The organism is Streptomyces sp. NPDC001450 (assembly GCF_053597295.1).
The window spans coordinates 13,999-38,178 of the sequence record NZ_JBSFHY010000064.1 but is presented as its reverse complement, the minus strand read 5'-3'; the positions used below and the strand labels follow the sequence as shown (position 1 = coordinate 38,178).

The following is a 24,180-nucleotide window of genomic DNA, read 5'->3' as shown; positions in this document are numbered from 1 at the left end:
GCCGGCCGGAAGCCCTCGTACTGGACGTACTTGGGCTTTCGGCCGGTGCGGCGAGAGTGCGTGCCGGGCGTCGCGACGGGGCGAACGTTGCCTGCTGGGGCACTAGGCTCCGGGGGCTGACCGACCCCTCGCGCATCGAACGCGCCGTCGGCGCCCTGCTCGGCTCCGCCGTGGGCGACGCCCTCGGAGCGCCCTTCGAGTTCGGCCCCGAAGGCGCCTTCTCGGCCCGTTTCCCGCACCCCGGACACGGCGGCGAGATGTGCGGGGGCGGCGGCTGGGACCCCGGCGAGGCGACCGACGACACGCAGATGGCCGTACTGACCGCCGAGTCGCTGCTGGAGCGCGGGGGCCTGGACCTCGCGGACGTGTTCCGGCGCTTCCAGCGCTGGGCGGCCGGCGGTCCGAAGGACATCGGCCTCCAGACGGAGGCGGTGCTGGCCAGCGGCGCCCCCTGGGACACAGCCGCGGCCCTGCACTTCCGGACGAACCAACGGGCGGCCGGGAACGGGGCGTTGATGCGGGCGGCCCCCTCGGCGCTCCGCTTCGCGCGTCACGGCCGTGCGGTCACCGTGGACGCCGCCCGCCGTCTCTCTGCCCTCACCCACGGCGACCCCGCGGCCTGGGAGGGCACGGCCGTCCTGCACGAGCTGATCCGCGTCGCCCTGACGGGAGAGGATCCACTCACCGCCGTACCGGACACCCTGACGGCGCTCCACCCCGACCGCCGGGCCCGCTACGCGACCGTCCTCGCCCCCGACTGGCACCTTGACCGGGCCACCGAGTTCAACGGCGCGGTCTGGCCCTGCCTGGGCTCGGCGGTCCGGGCCCTGCGTACGACGACGTCCTACGAGGAGGCGGTACGCGCGGCGGTCGACCTGGGCGGCGACACGGACACGGTGGCGGCGGTCACCGGGGCGTTGGCGGGAGCGGTGCACGGGATCGACGCGGTACCGAAACGCTGGGCAGAGCTGCTCCGTGTACCACTGCCGGGGTTCGGTGACCGGGTGCTGCGGGCACGGGAACCGACCGGCCTGGCTGAGCGGTTGGCGTAGCGGGCAGCCTGCGGTCGTTTCCCGAGTGCCCGGGGAGTCGCAGCGACCGTACTCGCATCGCGTCCTGGCTGCGGGCAAGGTCACAACGCCTTGAGCGCCCCCGCCGTAGCCCGCGCCAGATTCTCCAGGTACGCCTTCGGCAGCTTCGGGGAGCGGATCACCACCGAGCGCCAGTACAGGGGGCCGGAGATCAGGTCCAGGGCCAGGTCGGGGTCGACCCCGGACCGGACCTCCCCTCGGGCCTCCGCCGCCGCCACGATCTTGCTGGCGACCCCTTCCTGACCGTCCCGCAGCGCCTTCTGCATGGCTTCCGCGATCTCGGGGTTGCGGGCCGCCTCCGCCTGGAGGTCGGGGATGACCTGCGAGGCGACGGGGTGGCGCAGGGCGCGGGAGGTCACTTCGTACAGCAGCCGCAGGTCCCCTTCCAGGGAGCCCGTGTCCGGGACCGGAAGGCCCAGCACCGCCATCGCCGACACCACGTCCAGCACCAGGTGCAGCTTGGAGCGCCAGCGGCGGTACACCGCCGTCTTGCCGACGCCCGCCCGCCGCGCGATGCCCTCGATGGACATCCTGGCGTACCCGACCGCCGCGAGTTCCTCGAAGACCGCCGCTCGGATGGCCTCGGTCACGTCCTCCCGGAGCACGGCAGCCCCGGCGGGTGTCCGGCGGCGCACGCGCTTCGGGGCCTCGTCGGCGTTCGTCGTCATGCGAACCAGCATAGGGCGTTACGACGAAACGGTTGCGTTCCGACGGTCGATGGTTCTAGGCTCACGTTGCGACGATACGGTCCCGTCCCGACGTAAGAGAACGTGAAGAGAAGCGTAAGAAAACGCCGGATGGCGGACGAGGACCACTCAGGCCCGGCGGCAGCCGGACGCACCCCCCTCCCCCGAGCGAAAGCAGCGGATGTGAGCCAGGTCCTCCACACACCGCCCCCCACCCAGGTCCCGGCCGACGACGACCTCGCGGCGCTGGCCGCCCGGCACGGCCTCACGGTCAGCGGCGCCCGCCCCTCCCTGCCGGAGTACGTCCGCCAGCTGTGGGCCCGGCGCCACTTCATCACCGCCTTCGCCACCGCCAAGCTCACCGCCCAGTACAGCCAGGCGAAGCTCGGCCAGGTCTGGCAGGTCATGACCCCGCTGCTGAACGCGGCCGTCTACTACTTCATCTTCGGCGTGCTGCTCGGCACCAAGCACGGCGTCCCGGACTACGTCCCGTTCCTGGTCACGGGCGTGTTCATCTGGACGTTCACGCAGAGCTCGATCATGGCGGGCACCCGCGCGATCGCCGGCAACCTCGGCCTGGTGCGCGCCCTGCACTTCCCCCGCGCGGCCCTGCCGATCTCCTTCTGCCTCCAGCAGCTCCAGCAGCTGCTCTTCTCGATGGCGGCGCTGGTCGTCATCCTGCTCTGCTTCGGCGTACCGGTCGCCGCGTCGTGGCTGCTCGCGATCCCGGCGCTGTTCCTGCAGTTCACGTTCAACGCGGGCATGTCGATGATCATGGCCCGGGCGGGTGCCAAGACCCCGGACATCGCCCAGCTGATGCCGTTCGTGCTGCGCACGTGGATGTACGTGTCCGGCGTGATGTGGAGCATCGACAAGCTCACCAAGAAGGACCACCTGCCGCACATCGTCACGGTCCTGCTGGAGACCAACCCGGCCGCGGTCTACATCGACCTGATGCGGTACGCGCTGATCGACAGCTTCCACTCCAAGTCGCTGCCCCCGCACGTGTGGGCGGCGGCCACCGGCTGGGCGCTGCTCGCCGGCGTCGGCGGCTTCATCTACTTCTGGAAGGCTGAGGAGACGTACGGCCGTGGCTGAGCAGACCGCAGAGAACATCCCCACCGTCGTCGCCGACCGCGTCGACATCGTCTACCGAGTCAACGGCACCGGCGCGGGCCGCGGCACCGCCACCGCCGCCCTCAACCGCATCCTGCGCCGCGAGCGGGCGGAGAAGGCGGCCGGCGTGCGCAGGGTGCACGCGGTGAAGAAGGTGTCGTTCGTCGCCTACAAGGGCGAGGCGATCGGACTCATCGGCACGAACGGCTCCGGCAAGTCGACGCTGCTCAAGGCCGTCGCCGGACTCCTCCCGGTGGAGAGCGGGCACATCTACACCGACGGCCAGCCGTCCCTGCTGGGCGTCAACGCGGCCCTGATGAACGACCTCACCGGCGAACGCAACGTCTTCCTCGGCGGTCTAGCCATGGGCATGTCCCGTGAGCAGATCAAGGAGCGCTACGAGGGCATCGTCGACTTCTCCGGGATCAACGAGAAGGGCGACTTCATCACGCTGCCGATGCGGACGTACTCCTCCGGCATGGCCGCCCGCCTGCGCTTCTCCATCGCCGCCGCCAAGGACCACGACGTCCTGCTGATCGACGAGGCCCTCGCGACCGGCGACCGCTCCTTCCAGAAGCGCTCCGAGCAGCGGATCCGCGAGATGCGCGAGCACGCGGGAACGGTCTTCCTGGTCAGCCACAACAACAAGTCGATCCGTGACACCTGCGAGCGGGTCCTGTGGCTGGAGCGCGGCGAGCTGCGCATGGACGGGCCGACCGAGGACGTCATGAAGGAGTACGAGGCCTTCACCGGCGACAAGAGCGACAGGAGCGGCAAGGCGCAGCAGAAGCCGGCGTCCAAGAAGGCGGCACCGAAACCCGAGGCTCCCAAAGTCCCTCTTCCTTCGTGAGCCCTTCTCTTACCTCAGGCGTGGTCATCCTTTTCATCCCTCTAGTGACAGTATGTTATGCAAGGTGCCCCTGAGACGACGAGCCCAAGGAGTCCACTGCGATGCCCCAACTCAGCGTCATCGTCTACGGGCCGAACACCCAGGGGCATCTGACCGAACTGCTCCACTCGCTGGAGGCCCGCCCGCTCCCGGACGCCGAGGTGATCGTCGCCGCGGTCGGCGACTGGGCGCGGGAGACGGCCGAGGGCCACGCTCCCGAGACGGTCGTGGTGCCCCTCCCGGAGGGCACCGGTGATGCGGCGGCCCGGGCGGCGGGCGCCGCGCGGGCGGCCGGCCGCTGGCTGCACTTCGTGCACGCCAAGGACGGCCTGCCCGCCGGCGCACCCCGGCTGATCGCCGAGCGGACCGCCGAGCTGGACGCCGGCGGCGCCTCGGGCGCCCCGGTCGATGTGCTCCTCCTCGACCACGTCACCACCACCTGGCAGACCGCCGCCGCCCCCTCCCGCGACGGCCGCCTCCTCGCCGGCGCCGGCCGCGCCGACCTCTCCCTGGACGACGCGGCGGACCTGCTGCGCCTCACCCCGCTGCTCGGCACCCGCGCCCTGCGCACCGCGTTCTGGCGGGCGCACGAGGAACAGCTCACCACCGACGACGAGCCGTACGCCGCCCACGCGGCCCTGCTGCACGCCGGCCGCGTCGCCTGCCTGAACCAGGCGGCGTACGAGAACCGCGTGCTGCGCCCCGAGAGCGTGCCGCCCCTCACCCCCGAGGACCGCTTCGCGCTCATCGACCGCTACGAGTCCCTGCTCCCGCTCACCCGGGACCGCCGCGCCGCCCGCTCGGTCCTGTACGACCTGATGGTCCGCGACCTGGTGCGCACCTTCGCCGGCGAGAACCTGCCCGACGCGGTGGCCCGCGAGTTCTTCCGCCGGGCCTCCCTGGCGGCGGTCCGCTGGCGCCCCGAGGGCCACCAGCGCCCGGCCGGCATCGAGGGCGTCCGGCACGCCCTGCTCGAAGAGGGCGCCTACACCAGGTACCGCGCCTTCCAGGCCGCCAACCGCACCCGCCGCGCCGCGAGGAAGGCCGTACGGACCCGTAAGCGCCAGGCGGGCGCGAAGCTCCGCGACCAGCAGTACCGCAGGGCGCTCAGCCGTCCCGTCGATCCCGATCTGGCCGTGTTCGCGGCCTACTGGGAGCGCGGGGTCTCCTGCAACCCGGCCGCGATCGCCGCCAAGCTCGCCGAACTCGCCCCGCACATCCACAGGGTGTGGGTGGTCAACAAGGAGAACGCGGCCCTCCTGCCGCCCGGCACGGACCACGTGATCCCCGGCACCCGCCGCTACTGGGAGACCCTGGCCACCGCCAAGTACCTGACCAACAACGTCAACTTCCCCAACGCGGTGGTCAAACGCCCCGACGCGATCCACCTCCAGACCCACCACGGCACCCCGCTCAAGCGCATGGGCCTGGACCAGATGGAACACCCGGCCGCCGCCAAGGGCCTGGACTTCGCCGCGCTGCTGGCCCGTATCGACAAGTGGGACTACAGCGTCAGCGCCAACAGCCACTCCACCCGCATGTGGGAGCGCGCCTACCCGGCCCGCTACACCTCCCTGGACTACGGCTATCCGCGCAACGACGTCTTCTACACCGCCACGGCCGCCGACGTCCGCGCCGCCCGCGAACGCCTGGGCATCGCCCCCGGCAGGACAGCCGTCCTCTACGCCCCCACCCACCGCGACTACGAAGCCGGCTTCACCCCGCGCCTGGACCTCGCCGCGCTCGCCGACCGCCTCGGCGAGGACACGGTCCTCCTGGTGCGCGCCCACTACTTCTACGGCGGCGCCGCCTCCCCGCTGACCGGCCTGCGCCGCTCCGGCCGGATCATCGACGTCTCCTCCTACGACCCCGTCGAGGAGCTGTGCCTGGCCGCCGACGCGCTGGTCACGGACTACTCGTCGATCATGTTCGACTACGCCAACCTGGACCGCCCGATCGTCGTCTACGCCGACGACTGGGAGACGTACCGGACCACCCGGGGCGTCTACTTCGACCTGATGGCCGAGGCGCCCGGCCGGGTCGCCCGCACCCAGGAGGAACTCGCGGAGATCTTCCTCTCGGGCGCCTGGCGCGACGAGGGCGCGGCGAAGGCGCGGGCCGCGTTCCGGCGCCGGTTCTGCGAGTACGACGACGGGCGCGCCGCCGAACGGGTCGTACGGCGGGTCTTCCTCGGCGCACCCGACGACGCGCTGCCCCCGGTGATCCCGCTCGACGAACGCACTCCCGCCCCGACCCCCGAGGAGGCCTCGGCATGACGACTCCCGACGTCACGGTGACGGTCATCGTCTACAACGACGCGGCCCGCCTCCCCCGGGCGGTCGCATCGCTGCGCGCCCAGACCCACGCCAACATCGAGATCGTCATCAGCGACGACCACTCCACCGACGAGACGCCTTCGGTGGCACGGGAGTTGGCGGCCCAGGACCACCGCATCCGCTACCTGCGCCTGCCGGAGAACAGCGGCGGCTGCAGCGCCCCGCGCAACCGAGCCATCGAGATCGCCCGGGCGCCGTACCTGATGTTCCTCGACAGCGACGACGAACTCCCGCCGCGCGCGGTCGAGTTGCTGCTGGCCGCGCACCGGGAGCGGGAGGTGGACTTCACGATGGGTGCGGTCCGCCGGGTCCGGGTGGACAGCGGGCACCGCTCGACGTGGATGCCCCACCTGGTCGCCGAGCACCGCACCGTGGAGGGCATCGAGTCCGACCCCCGGCTGCTGTTCGAGCACCTGTCCACCAGCAAGATGTACGCCGGCGCGTTCCTCGACCGCCACCAGCTCCGCTTCCCCGAGGGCATCCACTACGAGGACCAGCTGTTCTCCGCGCAGGCGTACTGCCTGGCGAAGGCGTTCACGATCATCCCGGACCCGGTGTACGTCTGGTACATCGAGCCGTTCGCGGCCGCCGCGTCGGCGTCCATCTCCAACCAGCGGCACAAGATCTCCAACGTCGGCGACCGGGTGCACGTACAGCGCCTGATCGACGACTTCCTGGTGGAGAGCGGACATGCGGCCCTGCGGGAGGACAAGGACTTCAAGTTCCTCAAGCACGACTTCCGCATGTACGCGGGCGACCTGCCCTACCGGGACACCGAGTGGCTGGAGTCCTTCGCCGAGATCATGAACCCGTACCTGGACACGCTGGCCGAGGGCGCCTTCGCCCGGCTGCCCCGCCCGGAACGGGTGGTCCTCCAACTCCTGCGCGACGGCCTACTGTCCGACGCCCAGCAGGCGGCGCGGGGCCTGGGCACCGGCGTGGCGCCGAGGCACGTGACCGCCGACGACTCCGGCACCACGTACTGGGGCGACACCGTCCCCTCCTCCGACCGGGCCCGCCGCGAACTGGACGTCTCCGACCTGGAGCTGGACACCCGCCCCTTCCCCAGCGCCCACTTCCGCCACGAGATCACCGAACTGACCCCGGGCCCCGGAGCCTCCCTCACCCTCGCGATCCGCACCTACGACCCCGGTCTGCGACTCCCGGTGGGACCGCAACGGGCGAGTCTGGTGCTGGCCCCCGGCCGACGCCGTATGACGGTCCCGTTCCGCCTGGACCCGGTCCGCCCCGGCATCTTCGAGGGCCGCGTCCGCCTGAACCTGTCGACGGCACAGCTCCCTGTGCAGGGCTTCGCGGGAGTACGCCACCCGCTGCTCCGCCTCGAACAGCAGGGCCTGGCCCACTCGGGCATCCTCCTGGCCCCCCTGGACTTCCCCGCCGTCACGGCCCGCATCGACTACCGCTCCGGCGCCACCCCGCACAACGTCACCATCGAACCGGAGGGCCGCAACCCCGGCCGCCTCCAGATCCGCTGGCACCCGGTGGGAGTCACGGCTCGCGTCATCCGCCCGATGGTCCAGAAGGTCGCCCGCCCAAAGGTACGGAGCGCTGCGCGGCTTGTGGCGAGTGTGCTGAAGTAACGAGGCGCTTGCGCCGGTGTTCGTCCGCGGGTGCGTGGGGGCTGGTCGCGCAGTTCCCCGCGCCCCTTTGGGGTGCTCGTAGCTGCGAGGGCGGGCGCAGCGGCGCCCTGCCGGCGCCGGGAAGCGGACCCGCCCCCGCCCAGCTACTGCACCGGTCAGCGCGCTACTTGGTACAGCACCTGCCCACCCGGCCCGGTGGCGACCTGCCGCAGCCACGGCTCCGCGGCCGCCTTGCCGCCCACGACCCACCGCACCCCGTACTGCCGCACTATCGCCCGCCGTGCGTCACCGGACGTATCCGCCGCGAAGTACCGCGTCACCGCCGCATCCCGCCTTCCCGCGTCCGGCAGGAACACATCGGGATACCCAGGAGCCACGGTGTACGGCCCGTACGCGGGAATCTGCCGGGACGGGAACGTACGCGCCATGACCACGTCCCCGTACTTCACCCAGGGCGTGATCCACTGATAACCCACCCAGGGCGTCCGGTACTTCGCCGCGACCGCACCAGGCAGCGCGTCCCGCCCGACCACATACCCGAGCGTCCCCGCCTGCGCCCACGCCCCCACGGCCAGCGCGGCGCCGAGCACACACGCCCACGCCACCTTCCCCCACGCTCGGCTTCGCTCGCGCGGGGGTACCCCCATCGCCCGCTTCCCCGCCGGCACGGCCTCCAGCGCGGCCGCGAGCTGAGCCGGGATCAGCACGGCCGGCAGGGCGCGGCCCCACGAGTAGTGCCCGGTCAGCCCGCCCGTGACGAACACCAGCACACCGAGGAGGAAGAAGAGGACCAGGGGATCCCAGCGGTCCCGCCGCCGGCGAAGGCCCAGCGCCACGACTCCCAGCAGCACGAGCCCGAACCGCCCGGCCAGGTGGTCGTACAGCGGCCGGTGGATCGCCTCGAGGTCCGCGCCGGCGGAGAAGAGCGAGAAGAAGTCGTAGTACGGCCAGAGCCACAGCAGCACCACGCCGAGGGCCGACGCGGCACCGAGCCGCAGCAGCACCTCACGACCCGGCCGTGCCGCGATCACCATCGCCAGCGCGCCCAGCGACGCCACCACCCCGGTGAACTGGTGGCACAGCAGGATCAGCCCCCACAGCAGCCCCAGCCACAGCCACACCCCCCAGCGGGTCTCGGCGCGCAGTGCCCGGGTGAGCCAGGCCCAGAAGTGGAAGGACAGGCCGAGGGCGAACACGCTGGGGTACGACACCGTCAGCGCGAGCGAGTTGAGGCCGAGGAAGCCGCTCCAGTTGAAGAGGAGAGGGCCCCAGAGGAAGACCAGGCTCAGGATCGCGAGGGCGGGCGCCGCGCGGTGGGCGCTGAGCGTGCGGACGTACCGCCACACCCCGGTGGCCAGCAGTCCCAGCCCGACGACCGCGCCGATCCGCAGTACGTCGAACACCGACAGGCTGGTGATCCTGGCGAGGCATCCCAGCAGCAGCATCCAGGGCGAGTAGTACGGACTCGGTGTGTCGGCGTCGACCAGCGGGTTTCCGGGGGTCAGCAGGCTGTGCCGCAGCCGCTGCACGGTCGCCGCGTGCATGCCGAGATCGCCCGCCCAGGGCAGACGGACGATCACCAGGAGCATCAGCACCAGTACCAGCGCGGCGACGGCCTGCGGCAGCGCCCGTACCGCGCTCGCGGTGCTAGGCGGCGCGGCGCGCATCCTGCTGGAACACCCAGGTGCGGTAGACAAGGAAACGGAAGGCGGAGGCGAGCACGATCGACAGCGCCTTCACCCCGTTCGATTCGAACGCGCTGCGCAGTCCGAGCCCGTGATAACCGACCCAGAACAGGCCGCTTTCCATCACCACGCCGAGACCGCTGAAGACGAAGAACAGGACGATCTGGCGACGGGTGCGCGAGGCCCGGTCACGATAGGCGTAATAGCGGAAGCCCAGGTAATTGGTCGCCATCGCGATACAGCTGGCCAGGACCGTCGCGGTCATCGCCTGCCAACGCAGGCCGTGCAGCAGCAGGTTGAACACCAGGAAATTGACGAGGACACCGCTGCCGCCGACGACCCCGAATTTCACGACTTCCAGCACGACGCGCGTGACGGGCCGGGCCGGAGCCGGCGCGGTTGCCACCGGGCGGGTCTCGGTGAGGTTCACTGTCACAGCCCTGACCCTATCCGAAACGTACCGATTAGCAGGAAACGGTAAATTCACCGCACGTTTTTGCCTAAGGGTCTGCAAGAAGAGAGCGCCCCGGGCCTCGACCGGCCCGGGGCGCTCTCATCGCCTTACGGCTACGAGTGCGTGCGCAGCAGCGTCCGCATCGTCCGCATCGCCACCGACAGGTTGGCGAGGTCGAAGGATTCCGAACCGCGGATCTCCTCCAGGGTGGAGCGCGCCCGGCCCAGGATCGCCGAGTTCTTCTGCTCCCAGGCCTGGTAGCGCTGCTCCGGGCTCGAGGAGCCGTTGCCGGCCGCCAGGACGTCCGCCGTGAGGGCCGAGTGGGCCGCGTACAGGTCCTCACGGATGGAGGCGCGGGCCATCGACTGCCAACGGTCGTTGCGGGGCAGCTCGATGATGCGGTCCATCAGCTGCGTGATGTTGAGCCGGTCGGCGAGGTCGTAGTAGACCTCGGCGACGTCCAGCGGCTCCTTGCCCGTGCGGTCGGCCACCGAGACGATGTCCAGCGCCGGGAAGGCCGAGGAGAACCCGGCCACGCGGGTGGCCAGCTCGTCCGGGACGCCGGCCACGGACAGCTCGTCGTACACGTGCTGGTACCACTCGACGTCCGCGCCGCGCAGCAGCTTGGGCAGCTCCTGCCAGACCTGCTCGACCCGCTCGCCGAAGAACTCGACGGTCTCCGCCAGTTGCAGCGGCTGCGGCCGGTTGTTCAGCAGCCAGCGCGTGCCGCGCTCGACCAGGCGGCGCGAGTGCAGCCGGATCCGGGTCTGGACGGCCGCGTCGACCTTGTTGTCCAGCTCCTCGACCGCGTCCCACACCGGCGCCGAGCGGAAGATCGTGCGGGCCGCGGTCTGGGCGCGGACGATCTCCTCCAGCGAGGCACCCGTCTCCTCGCGCAGGCGGTGCAGGTACGTCGTACCGCCCGTGTTGACCGTGTCGTTGACCAGCACGGTCGTGGTGATCTCGCGGCGCAGCGGGTGGCTGTCGACCGCTTCCGCGAACCGCTCGCGCAGCGCCGTCGGGAAGTAGGCGTGCAGCAGGCCGCGCAGGTACGGGTCGTCCGGCAGCGACGTGTGCAGCAGTTCGTCGGCGACCGTGATCTTCGTGTACGCCAGCAGGACGGCCGTCTCCGGACCGGTCAGGCCGTGGCCCTGGCCGAGGCGCTCGCGGATCTGACGGTCGGTGGGCAGGAACTCCAGCGCCCGGTCGAGGTCGCCCTCGCGGACCAGGTGGCGGATGAACCGCTGCTGCGCGTGCAGCATGTCCTTGGACTGGGCGAGGGCGTTGGCGAGCGCCGTGTTCTGCGCGTAGTTGTTGCGCAGCACCAGGGCGCCGACCTCGTCGGTCATCTCGGCGAGCAGCTTGTTGCGCTGCTTGACGGTCATGTCGCCGTCCGCGACCAGGCCGTTCAGCAGGATCTTGATGTTCACCTCGTGGTCGGAGGTGTCCACACCGGCGCTGTTGTCGATCGCGTCGGTGTTGATCTTCCCGCCGTGCGTGGCGAACTCGATACGGCCGAGCTGGGTCAGCCCCAGGTTGCCGCCCTCACCGACGACCTTGACGCGCAGGTCGCGGCCGTCGACACGGATGGCGTCGTTGGCCTTGTCGCCGACGTCGGCGTTGGACTCCGCCGACGACTTCACGTACGTGCCGATGCCGCCGTTCCACAGCAGGTCCACCGGCGCCTGGAGGATCGCCTTCATCAGGTCGGCCGGGGTCATCTTGGAGATCTTCTCCTCGATGCCCAGGGCCTCACGGATGTGCGCGTTGAGCGGGATCGCCTTGGCCGTACGCGGGAAGATCCCGCCGCCCGCCGACAGCAGCTCGGTGTTGTAGTCCTCCCAGCTGGAGCGAGACAGCTCGAACAGGCGGCGGCGCTCGGCATAGCCGGTGGCCGCGTCCGGGTTCGGGTCGATGAAGATGTGCCGGTGGTCGAAGGCGGCGACCAGGCGGATGTGCTCGCTCAGCAGCATGCCGTTGCCGAACACGTCACCGGACATGTCACCGATGCCGACGACCGTGAAGTCCTCGGTCTGCGTGTCCACGCCCAGCTCGCGGAAGTGCCGCTTCACGGACTCCCAGGCGCCGCGCGCGGTGATGCCCATGCCCTTGTGGTCGTAGCCCGCGCTGCCGCCGGAGGCGAAGGCGTCGCCGAGCCAGAAGTTGTACTTCTCGGCAACCCCGTTGGCGATGTCGGAGAACGTCGCGGTGCCCTTGTCGGCCGCGACCACCAGGTAGGTGTCGTCCCCGTCGTGCCGGACCACGTCCTGCGGCGGCACGACCTCGCCGGCCACCATGTTGTCGGTGATGTCGAGCAGCGCCGAGATGAACGTCTTGTAGCTGGCGATGCCCTCGGCCAGCCACGCGTCCCGGTCGACGGCCGGGTCCGGCAGCTGCTTGGCGACGAAGCCGCCCTTGGCGCCGACCGGCACGATGACGGTGTTCTTCACCATCTGCGCCTTGACCAGGCCGAGGATCTCGGTACGGAAGTCCTCGCGGCGGTCCGACCAGCGCAGGCCGCCTCGGGCGACCTTGCCGAAGCGCAGGTGCACGCCCTCGACGCGCGGCGAGTACACCCAGATCTCGTACGCCGGGCGCGGCGCGGGCAGGTCCGGGATGGCCTGCGGGTCGAACTTCATGGACACGTAGGCGTGCGGCTTGCCGCCGAGTGCCTCCTGGAAGAAGTTCGTGCGCAGGGTCGCCTTGATGACGGTCAGGAAGGAGCGCAGGATGCGGTCCTCGTCCAGGCTCGCCACCTGGTCCAGGGCCGCGTCCAGTTCCTCCAGCAGAGCGTCCACGATCTCCAGGCCGGCCTTCTGCCGGTCCGGGGACATCCGCGCCTCGAACAGGGAGACGAGGAGCCGGGTGGTGTGGACGTTGTTGCGGAGGGTGTCCTCCATGTAGTCCTGGCTGAAGGTGGAGCCGGCCTGCCGCAGGTACTTGGCGTACGCGCGCAGCACCGTCGCCTGCCGCCAGTTCAGCCCGGCGCCCAGCACGAGGGCGTTGAAGCCGTCGTTCTCCGCCTGGCCGGTCCAGGTCGCGGCGAACGCCTCCTGGAACCGCTCACGGCCGTCGTCACCGAGATAGTCGCCGGTGCCGCCGCCCAGCGCCTTGGGCAGACGCAGTCCGAAGTCGTAGATCCAGGCCACGGTGCGGTCCGCGCAGCGCAGCTCGTACGGCCGCTCGTCCACGACCTCGACGCCGAGCCGGTTGAGGACCGGCAGCACGGCGGACAGGGAGACCGCGTAGCCCTTGCGGTAGATCTTGAAGCGGCGCTCGCCGGGGGCAGCGCCCACCGGCTCGTACAGGCTGAGCGAGAAGTCGTTGCCCTTCTCCTCGGTGAGCCGCTCCAGGTGGATCAGGTCGGCGACCGCCGCGCGCGGGGTGTGGTCGGCCTTGTAGCCCTCGGGGAAGGAGTTGCCGCCGTAGTAGCGGCGCAGCAGCTCGGCCGCGCGCTCCTCGCCGCACTCGGCGTTCAGCGCCTCGCCGAACCCGTCCGCCCAGGAGCGGGCGGCCTCGACCAGACGGGCCTCGATGCGGTCCTTGTCGGCGTCCGACAGCTCGGGCAGCTCGGTGCCCGGCGGGACCCGGACGACGAAGTGCAGCCGGGACAGGATCGACTCGGTGTTCCAGGCGGTGAAGTCGACGCTGATGCCGCCGAGCTCCTCCTTCAGGATGTCGATGATCCGCAGCCGGACGCTGGTGGTGTAGCGGTCGCGCGGGAGGTAGACGAGGGCCGAGTAGTAGCGGCCGTACTCGTCCTGGCGCAGGTACAGCCTCAGCCGGCGGCGCTCCTGCAGGTACAGGACGCTCGTCGCGATGGTCTGCAGTTCGGCGGCGGGGGTCTGGAACAGCTCGTCGCGGGGGTAGGTCTCCAGGATCTGGAGCAGGTCGCGGCCGTCGTGGCTCTCGGGCGAGAAGCCGGCGCGCTGCAGGACCTCGTCGACCTTGCGCCGGATGACCGGGACCCGGCGGACGGACTCGGTGTAGGCGGCGGAGGAGAACAGACCGAGGAAGCGGCGCTCGCCGACGACGTTGCCGTCCGCGTCGAACCTCTTCACCCCGACGTAGTCCAGGTACGACGGCCGGTGCACGGTGGACCGGCTGTTCGCCTTGGTCAGCACCAGCTGCTTGTGCTCACGGGCCTTGGCGCGGGCGTCGGCCGGCAGCCGCTCGAAGGAGGGGCTGACCGGGTGCTGGTCGTCCTCGGCGTGGTGCGGGTCGGAGCGCAGGATGCCGAGGCCGGTGCCGGGCACGGCGGCGAGGGTGTCGTCCTCGCGCAGCTGGTACTCGCGGTAGCCGAGGAAGGTGAAGTGGTCGGCGGACAGCCAGCGCAGCAGCTCGCGGGCCTCCTCGACCTCGGGCGTGGGAAGGTCGCCCGGGTGGGGCTCGTCCTCCAGCTCGTCGGCGATCCGGATCGCCGCGTCCCGCATCTTCTCCCAGTCCTCGACGGCCTCGCGGACGTCGGACAGGACGCGCAGCAGGTCGGCGGTGATCTGCTTCAGATCGGCGCGGTCGGTCTCGCGGTCGATCTCGACGTGGATCCAGGACTCGATGTGCGCGTCGTGCGGAAGGTCGCCGACGCCGGTGGACGCGGTGGGCAGCACCTCGATGAGCTTGCCGGTGAGGTCACGCCGGACGACGATCTGCGGGTGGATGACGACGTGGATGCCGCGTCCCTGCCGGGTCAGCTCATTGGTGACCGAGTCGACGAGGAAGGGCATGTCGTCGGTGACGACCTCCACGACGGTGTGGCTGCAGGTCCACCCGTTCTCCTCCACGGTCGGGGTGTGCACCCGGACGTTCGCGGTGCCCTGCGGGCGGTTCTCGGCGAGCCGGTAGTGCGATACCGCGGCGCCGAAGACGTCGACCGGGTCGCGGTCCGAAAGGTCTTCCGGGGCGGTGTGCAGGTAGTAGCGCTGGAGGAACGCAAGCACGGACTCGGTGTCGGGAGTGCCGGCGGTGCCCTCGCCCGTCGTCCCGGTCGGTAGGTGCCCCCCGACCGGGCTGTTCTCAGCTACCCGGGCGGCCCGTTCGAGCAGCTCGGCCTTGGCTTCGTCCAGCTTGGTCTGCATTGTCCTCTGGCTCCTGTCGCGCGCCGTTGCGTGACGTAGAAGGAAAAACGGTTTCTTCCCCTCCGGCTCGACGCCACGGCCCGGGGTTTCCGGACCGATCCGACGCTATGCCGCGAGGTGAGATGAGCGGGGGGTATTCGGCCATTGTTGGCGCACCCGACAGATGTGACGCTGCTCTCGGCACCGTCGCTTTCCGGGCCGTCATCGGCGTCCTGGGGGCTTCGGCGCCCCCGTCCCGCCCGCGAAGACCAGCGACCGCCGCCCGGTCACGGAGGTGTTCCGTGCAACCCGGGCGCAGGGCAGGAGCAGGATCGCCCCCGCGAGATATCGCGCTGATCACGCCACAAGGCTATCGCTCCCTACCCCGGGCCCGTCATGAGCCGTATGTGTACAAAACAGGGGGCCGAAGTTTGACGTTCTGCACAGGGGCGGGGCGCCGGCGGGTGGCGTATCCGGTCGCGCCCGGACACCGCGGGACGCACCCTGAAAGCGACGGGCCCTCTTGGCAAGCGCGCCCTGGGAAGGCACGTTGCCTGCAACAGTGCCCGTCCCCCGCGGAGGGGACAGTGCCGCCCGGGAGGAGCCGACATGCCCGCGAAGATCCTCATCATCACCGGCGACGCAGCGGAGTCCCTGGAAGTCCTCTACCCCTACCAGCGTCTGCGCGAGGAAGGCTACGACGTCGACATCGCGGCCCCCACCCGCAAGACGCTCCGCTTCGTCGTCCACGACTTCGAGCCCGGCTACGACACCTACACCGAGAAGCCCGGCTACACCTGGCCCGCCGACCTCGCCTTCTCCGAGGTCGACCCCGGTCAGTACGCGGCCATCGTCATCCCCGGCGGCCGCGCCCCCGAGTACCTGCGCAACGACCCCGAACTACGCAAGATCCTCAAGGCCTTCTTCGACGCGGACAAGCCCGTCGCCCAGATCTGCCACGGCCCCCTGCTCACCGCCGCGATCGACACCCTCCGCGGCCGCCGCGTCACGGCGTACCCGGCCCTGGAACTGGACATGCAGAACGCCGGAGCCCACTTCGAGGACAGCGAAGCGGTGGTGGACGGCACCCTGATCTCCTCCCGCGCCTGGCCGGACCATCCGGCCTGGATGCGAGAGTTCCTGAAGGTACTGAGGTCCAAGGCACCGGCTGACTGAGAGCGGGGGGCGGCGCCCACCGGAACCGGCTGTCGTACGCAGCTGCGGGCAGTCGTGCCCCTGGGGCGATGGGGTCCCCCTGCTCGAGCGAAGCCGAGAGCTGGGGGGGAGGGCGGGCGCCGTATCAATCCCCGCTCACGCCGCCAACCGCTGCGCCTCCACCACCGCCTCGGCCAACGTGTCCACCACCGGCACCCCGGCCTCCTCCAGACTGGCCCGGCTGTGCGACCCCCCGGTGTACAGCACAGCCCCCGCCCCCACATGCCGGGCGGCAACCGCATCATCCGCGGCATCACCGATCACCACGGTCCGCGCAACCTCCACCGCCCCGGACAGCGCCTCGAGATGCCGCACCATGTGCTCCGCCTTGCTGCCACCGGACGGCCCCGTACGCCCGTCGACCCGTATGAAGTGCGCCTCGATCCCGAACCCCCGCACCAGCGGCACAAGATCGTCGTGCCCGTACATGCTGAGCAGCGACTGACTGTGCCCCGCCGACCGCCACCCCGCGAGCAGCTCGGCCGCCCCCGCGGTCAGCCCGCAGCGGACCCGATGCTCCGTGTAGTACCGATGGAAGACCCCGTCCATCTGCTCCCACTCGGCATCCGTGGGCAGCCGCCCGAGCAACCGCTCGTAGAACCTCGGCACCGGCACGCAGTACAGCGCCCGGTACTCCTCCAGCGTGATCGGCGCCAGCCCCAGCTCCGCGAAGGCAGCGTTCGTCGCCCCGATGATCGCGTCATTGTCATGGAACAGGGTCCCGTTCCAGTCCCAGACGATGTGCGCGCTTGCGTGCATCCCCATGCCGAAAACCGTACCCGCCCCTACTGACAATCAAGGCAGGCGGACGGCCCGAGGCCCGCTCAGACCCCGTCCACCAGGTTGGGGATCTCCTGCGTGGCGAACCACAGCAGCTCGTGATCGTCGGCCCCGTCCACGACGAACTGCGCGTCCTCGTCCCCGCCGTCGGCCGCCTCCAGCGCCCCCGCCGCCGCGGCCACGTCCGCCTCCGCGTCGTGGGCGTCGACATGCACCGCCGCGGCCTTCGCGAGCGCCACCGTCCCGGCCACCGTCACCTCGCCGAGCGCGGCCGGATCGAGCCCGCGGTCCGGGTCGGCCGTGGCGGCGCCGTCGGACACGTCGACGGCGACCACGACCCGGCGCCGTACCGCACCCGGATCGGCCGCCAGCAGGCGCAGCGAAGCCAGCGCGGCGCGGCTGAGCGCCGCGTACTCCAGCTCCTCGATGTCGTCGGAGAGGTACCACTCACGCAGGGCGGGGGTGACGGCGTACGCGACGAAGGGGCCGGTCCCCAGCTCACCCGTCTTGTGCGCCTCGGCGAGACCGGGGAGGGTCAGGGGGACATAGACGCGCATGGCTGGCCGCTCTTTCCTGGTCACCGACGGGCCTTCAGGATACGTGCGCCCGTCCCCTTTCGAGTCCCCACCCGCACCCCCGGCCGCGTCCACCCACGGCCCCACACCTCACCCGGTTCCCCCGCTCAACCACGGGACTTCCTCACGCCCTCACCACCCGGATAGGTGAACATTTCCGCCCCCTCACCACCCGCCCCGCCTTCCTTGCGACGGCCGTCCCCGCCCTCGTACAAGATCCCCATCAGCGAGTTACCGCCCGGTATCACCCGGGCCGACCGAACGGGGACTCCGATGAACAAGGTGATGAGCCGCAAGCCCCAGCCCCGCCCGCGCCACCACCCGCCGACCCGCCACGACTCCCGCCGACCCGGCAGCGCACCACCCCGCAACCCCGCCCGCAGCAGGGCCCGCACGACGCCGCAGACGTCCGTGGCGCGGCCGCGCCCCACCGACCTCTTCGCCGACCGTCTGCTGGCCGTCCTGAGCGGTCAGCGCCCCGTCCACTGGATGCTCCGGCACACCGCGGGCCGCGCCTACGACGACCTCGCCCGCCTCGCCGAACGCGGCCCCCTGCGCACCCACGGAACCCGCCCGGTCGTGGACGACATCGGCTACTACGTCCCCCGAGCCGGCGCCCTCGAGGTCTTCGCCCGCATCGCCGCCGGCAACCAACGACGCGCCATGGCCTTCCGCCTCGAACAGGGCCCAGACCACCGCTGGCGCTGCACAGCGGTAGAACTCGGTGTCCCAACCCGGCCCCATACGAACGAGGACTAGCGAGGCCCTGCCACCCCCCGCCCAACCACAGCACAGGACACCGAGACAACGCCCCACAGACAGCACCGCGCAGCCGCACAACAAGCCGAAGGGCCGAGCCCCCAAAGGAGACTCGGCCCTCATTCAACGGCTAACGCACCGCACCTCACTTCTTGCGGCGCCGCCCACCCTTCGCCTGCCGACGCCGCTCCGCCCGCGTCAGCCCATCCGACTCGGACCGCACAGGCTCGTCGTCGTCCTCGAGGTCGCGCTCCACGATGCCGCCCTCACCGTCCACGGTAGGCGCGGAGAAGTGCAGATCCCGGCGCTGCGGAACATCCAGCCCCTTGGCCCGGATCTCCGGACGCGCACCCGCCTGCGCCGGCACCGTGTCCTGGACGCCCTCAGCCACCGGCTGGGCCTCCTCGACCGGGACCTCCTCGACCTGCTGCTCGACCTGGACCTCCAGGTTGAACAGGTAGCCGACGGACTCCTCCTTGATGCCCTCCATCATCGCGGTGAACATGTCGAAGCCCTCGCGCTGGTACTCGACCAGCGGGTCCTTCTGCGCCATCGCGCGCAGGCCGATGCCCTCCTGGAGGTAGTCCATCTCGTAGAGGTGCTCACGCCACTTGCGGTCGAGGACCGACAGCACGACCCGCCGCTCCAGCTCACGCATGATCTCGGAGCCGAGCTGACCCTCACGCGCCTCGTACTGCTCGAGGATGTCGTCCTTGATGGACTCGGAGATGAACTCGGCGGTCAGACCGGCACGGTCACCGGCCGCCTCCTCCAGCTCCTCGATGGTGACCCTCACCGGGTAGAGCTGCTTGAAGGCACCCCACAGCCGGTCCAGGTCCCAGTCCTCGGGGAAGCCCTCGGCGGTCTCCGCGCCGACGTACGCGTCGATCGTGTCGTTCATGAAGTGCTGCACCTGCTCGTGCAGGTCCTCGCCCTCCAGGACGCGGCGGCGCTCGCCATAGATGACCTCGCGCTGCCGGTTGAGCACCTCGTCGTACTTCAGGACGTTCTTACGCGTCTCGAAGTTCTGCTGCTCGACCTGCGACTGCGCGGACGCGATCGCACGCGTGACCATCTTGTTCTCGATCGGCACGTCGTCCGGCACGTTCGCCATCGCCATCACGCGCTCGACCATCTGGGCCTTGAACAGGCGCATCAGGTCGTCGCCCAGCGACAGATAGAAGCGGGACTCGCCCGGGTCGCCCTGACGGCCGGAACGACCGCGCAGCTGGTTGTCGATACGCCGCGACTCGTGCCGCTCGGTACCGAGCACGTACAGCCCGCCGAGGTCCTCGACCTCGTCCTTCTCGGCCTTGACCGCCTGCTCGGCCTTCTCCAGGGCGGCGGGCAGGGCGTGCGCCCACTCCTCGATGTGCTCCTCGGGGTCGAGGCCGCGCTGGCGCAGCTCCGCCTCCGCGAGGTCCTCGGGGTTGCCGCCGAGCTTGATGTCCGTACCACGGCCGGCCATGTTGGTGGCCACCGTCACGGCGCCCCTGCGGCCGGCCTGGGCGACGATCGAGGCCTCGCGCTCGTGGTGCTTGGCGTTGAGCACCTCGTGCTGGATGCCGCGCTTGCTGAGCTGCTGGGACAGGTACTCCGACTTCTCGACGGACGTCGTGCCGACGAGAATCGGCTGGCCCTTCTCGTGCTTCTCGGCGATGTCGTCGACGACCGCCTCGAACTTGGCCACCTCGGTGCGGTAGATGAGGTCGGACTGGTCCTTGCGGATCATCGGCTTGTTGGTCGGGATCGGGACCACACCGAGCTTGTAGATCTGGTGGAACTCGGCGGCCTCGGTCATGGCCGTACCGGTCATGCCGGAGAGCTTGCCGTAGAGGCGGAAGAAGTTCTGCAGGGTGATCGTGGCGAGCGTCTGGTTCTCGTCCTTGATGTCCACCCCTTCCTTCGCCTCGATCGCCTGGTGCATGCCCTCGTTGTAGCGGCGGCCGGCGAGGATACGGCCGGTGTGCTCGTCGACGATCATGACCTCGCCGTCGATGACGACGTAGTCCTTGTCCTTCTTGAAGAGTTCCTTGGCCTTGATGGCGTTGTTCAGGTACCCCACGAGCGGGGTGTTCACCGACTCGTAGAGGTTGTCGATGCCCAGCCAGTCCTCGACCTTGGAGACACCGTTCTCGTGGATGGCGACCGTGCGCTTCTTCTCGTCGACGTCGTAGTCGCCGGTCTCCTCGATGCCCTTGAGCGGGTTGCCCGCCTCGCCCTTCTTCAGGCGCGTGACCAGCTTGGCGAAGTCGCCGTACCACTTGGTGGCCTGGTCGGCCGGGCCGGAGATGATCAGCGGCGTACGGGCCTCGTCGACCAGGATGGAGTCGACCTCGTCGACGATGGCGAAGTTGTGGCCGCGCTGGACGAGCTCGTCCTTGGACCACGCCATGTTGTCGCGGAGGTAGTCGAAGCCGAACTCGTTGTTCGTGCCGTACGTGATGTCGCACTCGTACTGCTCGCGGCGCTGGGCCGGCGTCATGTTGGCGAGGATGCAGCCGACGCTCAGGCCGAGGAACCGGTGGACACGGCCCATCATCTCGGAGTCGCGCTCGGCCAGGTAGTCGTTGACCGTGATCAGGTGGACGCCGTCGCCGGAGAGGGCGTTCAGATACGCGGGCAGCGTGCCGACGAGGGTCTTGCCCTCACCGGTCTTCATCTCGGCCACGTAGCCGAGGTGGAGGGCGGCGCCACCCATCAGCTGCACGTCGTAGTGCCGCTGGCCGAGGACGCGCTTGGCGGCCTCACGGACGGTGGCGAACGCCTCGGGGAGCAGGTCGTCCAGGCTCTCACCATCGGCGTAGCGCTGCTTGTACTCCTCGGTGAGAGCACGCAGCTCGGCGTCGGAGAGGTCGACGAAGTCCTCTTCGATGGAGTTGACCTGGTCCGCGATGCGGTGCAGCTTGCGCAGGATCTTGCCTTCGCCTGCACGCATGATCTTCGAGAGGACGGACACGGGGGCTGGTCTCCTTGCCGGTCGGGCCTGGGACGGTCGGTTTCCTTTGACGTACTGAGCAACGGCCATCGTATGCGAGGACCCGGCTACGCCGGGAGGCCTGGCGGCCCGACGGCTGCTTCACCCTGGACAACGGGCGGGCCCCACGGATAGTGCCGCCCCGCGACCAGGAATTGCGTGAATTGTGATCACCCGCTCACACTCGGCGAAAAGCACTGGCGTGGCACGTGCCGCCCGCGCAGAATCGGCCGATGGAACCCGTCACTCTCCCCACCGACCGTCTCGTGCTGCGCACCGTCGGCCCTGACGACACCGAGGCGGTGTACGCGGCCGCCCAGGACCCCGACCTCCAGCGCTGGATCTCCCAGTTCCCGTCGCCCTACCTGCGCGAGCACGCCGAGAGCTTCACCGGGCAGATGGTGCCCGACGGCTGGGCGAACGACTCGATGTACACGTTCGGCGTGTTCCTCCCCGAAGGGGAGCTGGCGGGGATGCTCGGAATCACGATGCGCGCGCTGGGTGTCGGCGAGGTCGGGTTCTGGGCCGTGAAGGAGCACCGCGGCCGCGGCTACATCACCGAGGCCACCCTCGCCGCCGCCCGCTGGGCCTTCCTCGCGCTGTCCGTCGACCGCCTGGAATGGCGCGCGGAGGTCGGAAACGGTCCCTCGCGCGCGGTGGCGGAGCGCGTCGGTTTCGCCATCGAGGGCACGCTGCGCTCGGCCATCAACAACAAGGGGGTGCGCCGGGACTGCTGGCTCGGCTCCCTGCTCCCGTCGGACCTGGGCCTGCCGTCGACGGCGCCGTACCTGCCCGCCCGGACCTGACCCCGGCCGGACGAAACCGCAGGTCATCCCGCACTGTCAGTGCCACCCCCTATCGTCCGACGCATGACGACCCTGCCGCGCCCCACCATCACCCTCACCGCGGACGACGCCCGCCGGATCGCCCTTCGGGCCCAGGGGTTCCTCGGCGCGCCCGACCGGCGGGCCGGTGTCCGTGGGGTACTCCGCCATCTCGGCGCGGTCCAGCTCGACACGATCTCGGTCCTCGCCCGCTCCCACGAGCTGATCCCGTACGCCCGCCTCGGCGCGGTCGGCCGCAAGACCGTCGAGTCCGCGTACTGGAACCCTGCGCCGACTGGCGCGCCTCCGGCACCACGCCATGCCTTCGAGTACTGGTCGCACGCGGCGTGCATCCTCCCGGTCGAGGAGTGGCCGCACTTCGCCTTCCGCCGCCGCGCCTACCGCGACCGCCCGCACTGGAGCCACCAGCTTCCCGACGGCGCCTACGACCAGGTCATCAAGCAGCTGAGCGCCGAAGGCCCGCTGACGGCCACGGAGTTGGGCGGCGCGAAGAAGACCAATGACTGGTGGGACTGGTCGGGCACCAAGGTCGCCGTGGAGCGCGCGCTGATGTACGGCGAGGTGGTGTGTGTCGAGCGCCGCGGCTGGAAGCGGGTGTACGACCTCGCCGAGCGCGCGATCCCGAAGGCGCTGCTGCACGACGAGCTGGACGACACCGAGTGCGTGCGCCGCCTGGTCCGGCTGGCCGGCGAGTCCCTCGGCGTCGGCACGCGCGCGGACATCGCGGACTACCACCGTCTCAAGGGCGAGCAGGTCGACGCGGTGATCGCCGACTCGGGTCTGGTGCCGGTCGAGGTGGAGGGCTGGGGCAGGCCTGCCTGGGCGGACCCGGCGGCCCTCGCCACACCGCCACGCGGCCGTCACCGCACCACGCTGCTGTCCCCGTTCGACTCGCTGATCTGGGAGCGGGCGCGCACGGAGCGGATCTTCGGCTTCACCCACCGCCTGGAGGCCTACGTCCCCAAGCCGAAGCGGGTCTACGGCTACTTCGCGATGCCGGTGCTGGCCGGCGGCCTGCTGGTCGGGCGTGTCGACCCGGCTCGCGAGGGCCACACCCTGGTGGCCAGGCAGGTCACCCTGGACGGCCCGAAGGCGGTCCCGGCGGTGGCACAGGCCCTCATCGAGGCGGCAACCTGGGTGAACTGCACGGACGTCCGTGTGGAACGGGTGGACGCACCCGAGCTCCGCGAGCCCCTCACCAGAGAACTCGCCGGCCTTCTCGGCTAGGAGCTACCGGATTTCGAGGATCTTCTCCCGCATCGCGTAGACCACCGCTTCCATCCTGGAGTGCAGTTGCAGCTTCTCCAGGATGTTGCGGACGTGGTTCTTCACGGTGTTCTCGGAGATGAACAGCTCCTTGGCGATGTCCCGGTTGTTCATCCCGGTGGCGACGAGCTTGAGGACCTCCAGCTCGCGGTCGGTCAGCCGCGGCGCGGGCACCAGCCGGCGCTCGTCGGTGCGCTGGATCATCGACTTGAACTCGGTGAGGAGCTTGGACGCCATGGACGGGCTGATCTGCGACTGCCCATCGGCCACCGCGCGAATGGCGGTGGCCACCTCGTCCGTGGAGATCTCCTTGAGGAGGTATCCGGTCGCACCCGCCTTGATCGCGTCGTAGAGGTCGGCCTCCTCGTCGCTGATCGTCAGCATGATGATCTTCGCGCTGGGAGCGACCTCCTTGATGGAGGTACAGGCCTCGATTCCGCCGCGCTTGGGCATGCGTACGTCCATCAACACGATGTCGGGCAGCAGGTCCGCGGCCTTGTCGACGGCCTCGGCGCCGTCGCCCGCCTCGCCGACGACCTGGATGTCCTCCTCGGCCGCGAGCACGATCTCCAGGCCACGGCGGAAGAGGGCATGGTCGTCCACGACCAGCACTCTGATCGGCTCCTGACGCGAAGAGCCCGTGTCCGGGCCCATGCCGATGACATCGTCGCCCGCGCCATCGCCTCGCATCGGTCCGAAGGTGTCCGCCATCGTTCCTCCCCCTGAAGGCTGTGGCCTGTGGTCCTGTGCCATCGCCAACCCAAGGCAGCGGCCCACCGGTTGGGCCGGTGCGGTCATGATTTCATGCCCGGACGACGCCGAGGTGACGAGCGGGGCGCGAAGTGGTCGCA

General features: G+C 70.3%; 17 protein-coding genes. 9 read left to right on the top strand and 8 right to left on the bottom strand.

What is annotated here, in order from left to right; all coding sequences use genetic code 11:
- The first annotated feature begins 116 nt into the window (after positions 1–116).
- Complete coding sequence (locus ACWC5O_RS42015; RefSeq protein WP_450580729.1) at positions 117–1,052, top strand: ADP-ribosylglycohydrolase family protein; 936 nt, start codon at positions 117–119, stop codon at positions 1,050–1,052.
- 80 nt (positions 1,053–1,132) lie between these two features.
- Here ACWC5O_RS42015 and ACWC5O_RS42010 read toward each other — a convergent pair whose 3' ends face one another.
- On the bottom strand, positions 1,133–1,771 hold the full coding sequence (locus tag ACWC5O_RS42010) for a TetR/AcrR family transcriptional regulator (RefSeq protein ID WP_450580317.1): 639 nt from the start codon (positions 1,769–1,771) through the stop codon (positions 1,133–1,135).
- Between the two features lie 189 nt (positions 1,772–1,960).
- Here ACWC5O_RS42010 and ACWC5O_RS42005 point away from each other — a divergent pair, with 189 nt between their 5' ends.
- From ACWC5O_RS42005 to ACWC5O_RS41990, 4 genes are all read left to right on the top strand, one after another.
- The gene (locus ACWC5O_RS42005) at positions 1,961–2,875 is read left to right on the top strand and encodes an ABC transporter permease (protein WP_450580315.1); all 915 of its coding nucleotides are present in this window, start codon (positions 1,961–1,963) and stop codon (positions 2,873–2,875) included.
- Positions 2,868–3,743 carry an ABC transporter ATP-binding protein gene (locus tag ACWC5O_RS42000; protein WP_450580314.1) on the top strand — a complete coding sequence of 292 codons (876 nt, stop codon included), beginning with the start codon at positions 2,868–2,870 and terminating at the stop codon, positions 3,741–3,743. The genes ACWC5O_RS42005 and ACWC5O_RS42000 overlap by 8 nt, the downstream gene beginning before the upstream one ends.
- 101 nt (positions 3,744–3,844) lie before the next feature.
- Complete coding sequence (locus tag ACWC5O_RS41995) at positions 3,845–6,058, top strand: CDP-glycerol glycerophosphotransferase family protein (protein WP_450580312.1); 2,214 nt, start codon at positions 3,845–3,847, stop codon at positions 6,056–6,058.
- Positions 6,055–7,719 carry a glycosyltransferase family 2 protein gene (locus tag ACWC5O_RS41990; RefSeq protein WP_450580310.1) on the top strand — a complete coding sequence of 555 codons (1,665 nt, stop codon included), beginning with the start codon at positions 6,055–6,057 and terminating at the stop codon, positions 7,717–7,719. Before ACWC5O_RS41995 ends, ACWC5O_RS41990 begins: the two co-directional genes overlap by 4 nt.
- Before the next feature lie 155 nt (positions 7,720–7,874).
- Here the strand turns inward: ACWC5O_RS41990 and ACWC5O_RS41985 are convergent, their stop codons facing one another.
- The 3 genes from ACWC5O_RS41985 to ACWC5O_RS41975 form a co-directional block, all read right to left on the bottom strand.
- Positions 7,875–9,386 carry a hypothetical protein gene (locus tag ACWC5O_RS41985; protein ID WP_450580308.1) on the bottom strand — a complete coding sequence of 504 codons (1,512 nt, stop codon included), beginning with the start codon at positions 9,384–9,386 and terminating at the stop codon, positions 7,875–7,877.
- On the bottom strand, positions 9,367–9,840 hold the full coding sequence (locus ACWC5O_RS41980; RefSeq protein ID WP_450580306.1) for a GtrA family protein: 474 nt from the start codon (positions 9,838–9,840) through the stop codon (positions 9,367–9,369). The genes ACWC5O_RS41985 and ACWC5O_RS41980 overlap by 20 nt, the downstream gene beginning before the upstream one ends.
- 131 nt (positions 9,841–9,971) lie before the next feature.
- Positions 9,972–14,933 (bottom strand): NAD-glutamate dehydrogenase, encoded by a 4,962-nt coding sequence (locus tag ACWC5O_RS41975; RefSeq protein ID WP_450580304.1) that lies wholly within the window; start codon positions 14,931–14,933, stop codon positions 9,972–9,974.
- 588 nt (positions 14,934–15,521) lie between these two features.
- On the opposite strand from ACWC5O_RS41975, the gene ACWC5O_RS41970 reads away from it, so the two are divergent.
- On the top strand, positions 15,522–16,088 hold the full coding sequence (locus ACWC5O_RS41970; RefSeq protein WP_450580303.1) for a DJ-1/PfpI family protein: 567 nt from the start codon (positions 15,522–15,524) through the stop codon (positions 16,086–16,088).
- Positions 16,089–16,223: 135 nt separating this feature from the next.
- Here the strand turns inward: ACWC5O_RS41970 and ACWC5O_RS41965 are convergent, their stop codons facing one another.
- Both ACWC5O_RS41965 and ACWC5O_RS41960 read right to left on the bottom strand, forming a co-directional pair.
- Complete coding sequence (locus tag ACWC5O_RS41965) at positions 16,224–16,892, bottom strand: HAD family hydrolase (RefSeq protein WP_450580301.1); 669 nt, start codon at positions 16,890–16,892, stop codon at positions 16,224–16,226.
- Between the two features lie 59 nt (positions 16,893–16,951).
- A complete protein-coding gene (locus tag ACWC5O_RS41960; protein ID WP_450580299.1) occupies positions 16,952–17,464 on the bottom strand; it encodes a DUF6912 family protein in 513 nt (170 codons plus the stop codon).
- Between the two features lie 291 nt (positions 17,465–17,755).
- On the opposite strand from ACWC5O_RS41960, the gene ACWC5O_RS41955 reads away from it, so the two are divergent.
- Complete coding sequence (locus ACWC5O_RS41955; RefSeq protein ID WP_450580297.1) at positions 17,756–18,241, top strand: Rv3235 family protein; 486 nt, start codon at positions 17,756–17,758, stop codon at positions 18,239–18,241.
- A 145-nt stretch (positions 18,242–18,386) separates the two neighbouring features.
- Here the strand turns inward: ACWC5O_RS41955 and secA are convergent, their stop codons facing one another.
- Positions 18,387–21,200 (bottom strand): preprotein translocase subunit SecA, encoded by a 2,814-nt coding sequence (gene secA, locus ACWC5O_RS41950; protein ID WP_450580295.1) that lies wholly within the window; start codon positions 21,198–21,200, stop codon positions 18,387–18,389.
- 251 nt (positions 21,201–21,451) lie between these two features.
- Here secA and ACWC5O_RS41945 point away from each other — a divergent pair, with 251 nt between their 5' ends.
- Positions 21,452–22,024, top strand: a complete 573-nt coding sequence (locus ACWC5O_RS41945) for a GNAT family N-acetyltransferase (protein WP_450580294.1) — start codon at positions 21,452–21,454, stop codon at positions 22,022–22,024.
- Positions 22,025–22,087: 63 nt separating this feature from the next.
- Positions 22,088–23,290, top strand: a complete 1,203-nt coding sequence (locus tag ACWC5O_RS41940; RefSeq protein WP_450580292.1) for a winged helix-turn-helix domain-containing protein — start codon at positions 22,088–22,090, stop codon at positions 23,288–23,290.
- Between the two features lie 3 nt (positions 23,291–23,293).
- Here the strand turns inward: ACWC5O_RS41940 and ACWC5O_RS41935 are convergent, their stop codons facing one another.
- On the bottom strand, positions 23,294–24,040 hold the full coding sequence (locus ACWC5O_RS41935; protein ID WP_450580290.1) for a response regulator: 747 nt from the start codon (positions 24,038–24,040) through the stop codon (positions 23,294–23,296).
- Between the last annotated feature and the right edge of the window lie 140 nt (positions 24,041–24,180).

Coding starts and splice junctions, on each gene's coding strand:
- ACWC5O_RS41995 (WP_450580312.1), top strand. CDS start 3,845: ATGCCCCAACTCAGCGTCATCGTCTACGGGCCGAACACCCAGGGGCAT.
- ACWC5O_RS41985 (WP_450580308.1), bottom strand. CDS start 9,386: ATGCGCGCCGCGCCGCCTAGCACCGCGAGCGCGGTACGGGCGCTGCCG.
- ACWC5O_RS41935 (WP_450580290.1), bottom strand. CDS start 24,040: ATGGCGGACACCTTCGGACCGATGCGAGGCGATGGCGCGGGCGACGAT.
- ACWC5O_RS41975 (WP_450580304.1), bottom strand. CDS start 14,933: ATGCAGACCAAGCTGGACGAAGCCAAGGCCGAGCTGCTCGAACGGGCC.
- ACWC5O_RS41990 (WP_450580310.1), top strand. CDS start 6,055: ATGACGACTCCCGACGTCACGGTGACGGTCATCGTCTACAACGACGCG.
- ACWC5O_RS41940 (WP_450580292.1), top strand. CDS start 22,088: ATGACGACCCTGCCGCGCCCCACCATCACCCTCACCGCGGACGACGCC.
- ACWC5O_RS41945 (WP_450580294.1), top strand. CDS start 21,452: ATGGAACCCGTCACTCTCCCCACCGACCGTCTCGTGCTGCGCACCGTC.
- ACWC5O_RS41960 (WP_450580299.1), bottom strand. CDS start 17,464: ATGCGCGTCTATGTCCCCCTGACCCTCCCCGGTCTCGCCGAGGCGCAC.
- ACWC5O_RS41970 (WP_450580303.1), top strand. CDS start 15,522: ATGCCCGCGAAGATCCTCATCATCACCGGCGACGCAGCGGAGTCCCTG.
- ACWC5O_RS41965 (WP_450580301.1), bottom strand. CDS start 16,892: ATGGGGATGCACGCAAGCGCGCACATCGTCTGGGACTGGAACGGGACC.
- ACWC5O_RS41955 (WP_450580297.1), top strand. CDS start 17,756: ATGAACAAGGTGATGAGCCGCAAGCCCCAGCCCCGCCCGCGCCACCAC.
- ACWC5O_RS42010 (WP_450580317.1), bottom strand. CDS start 1,771: ATGCTGGTTCGCATGACGACGAACGCCGACGAGGCCCCGAAGCGCGTG.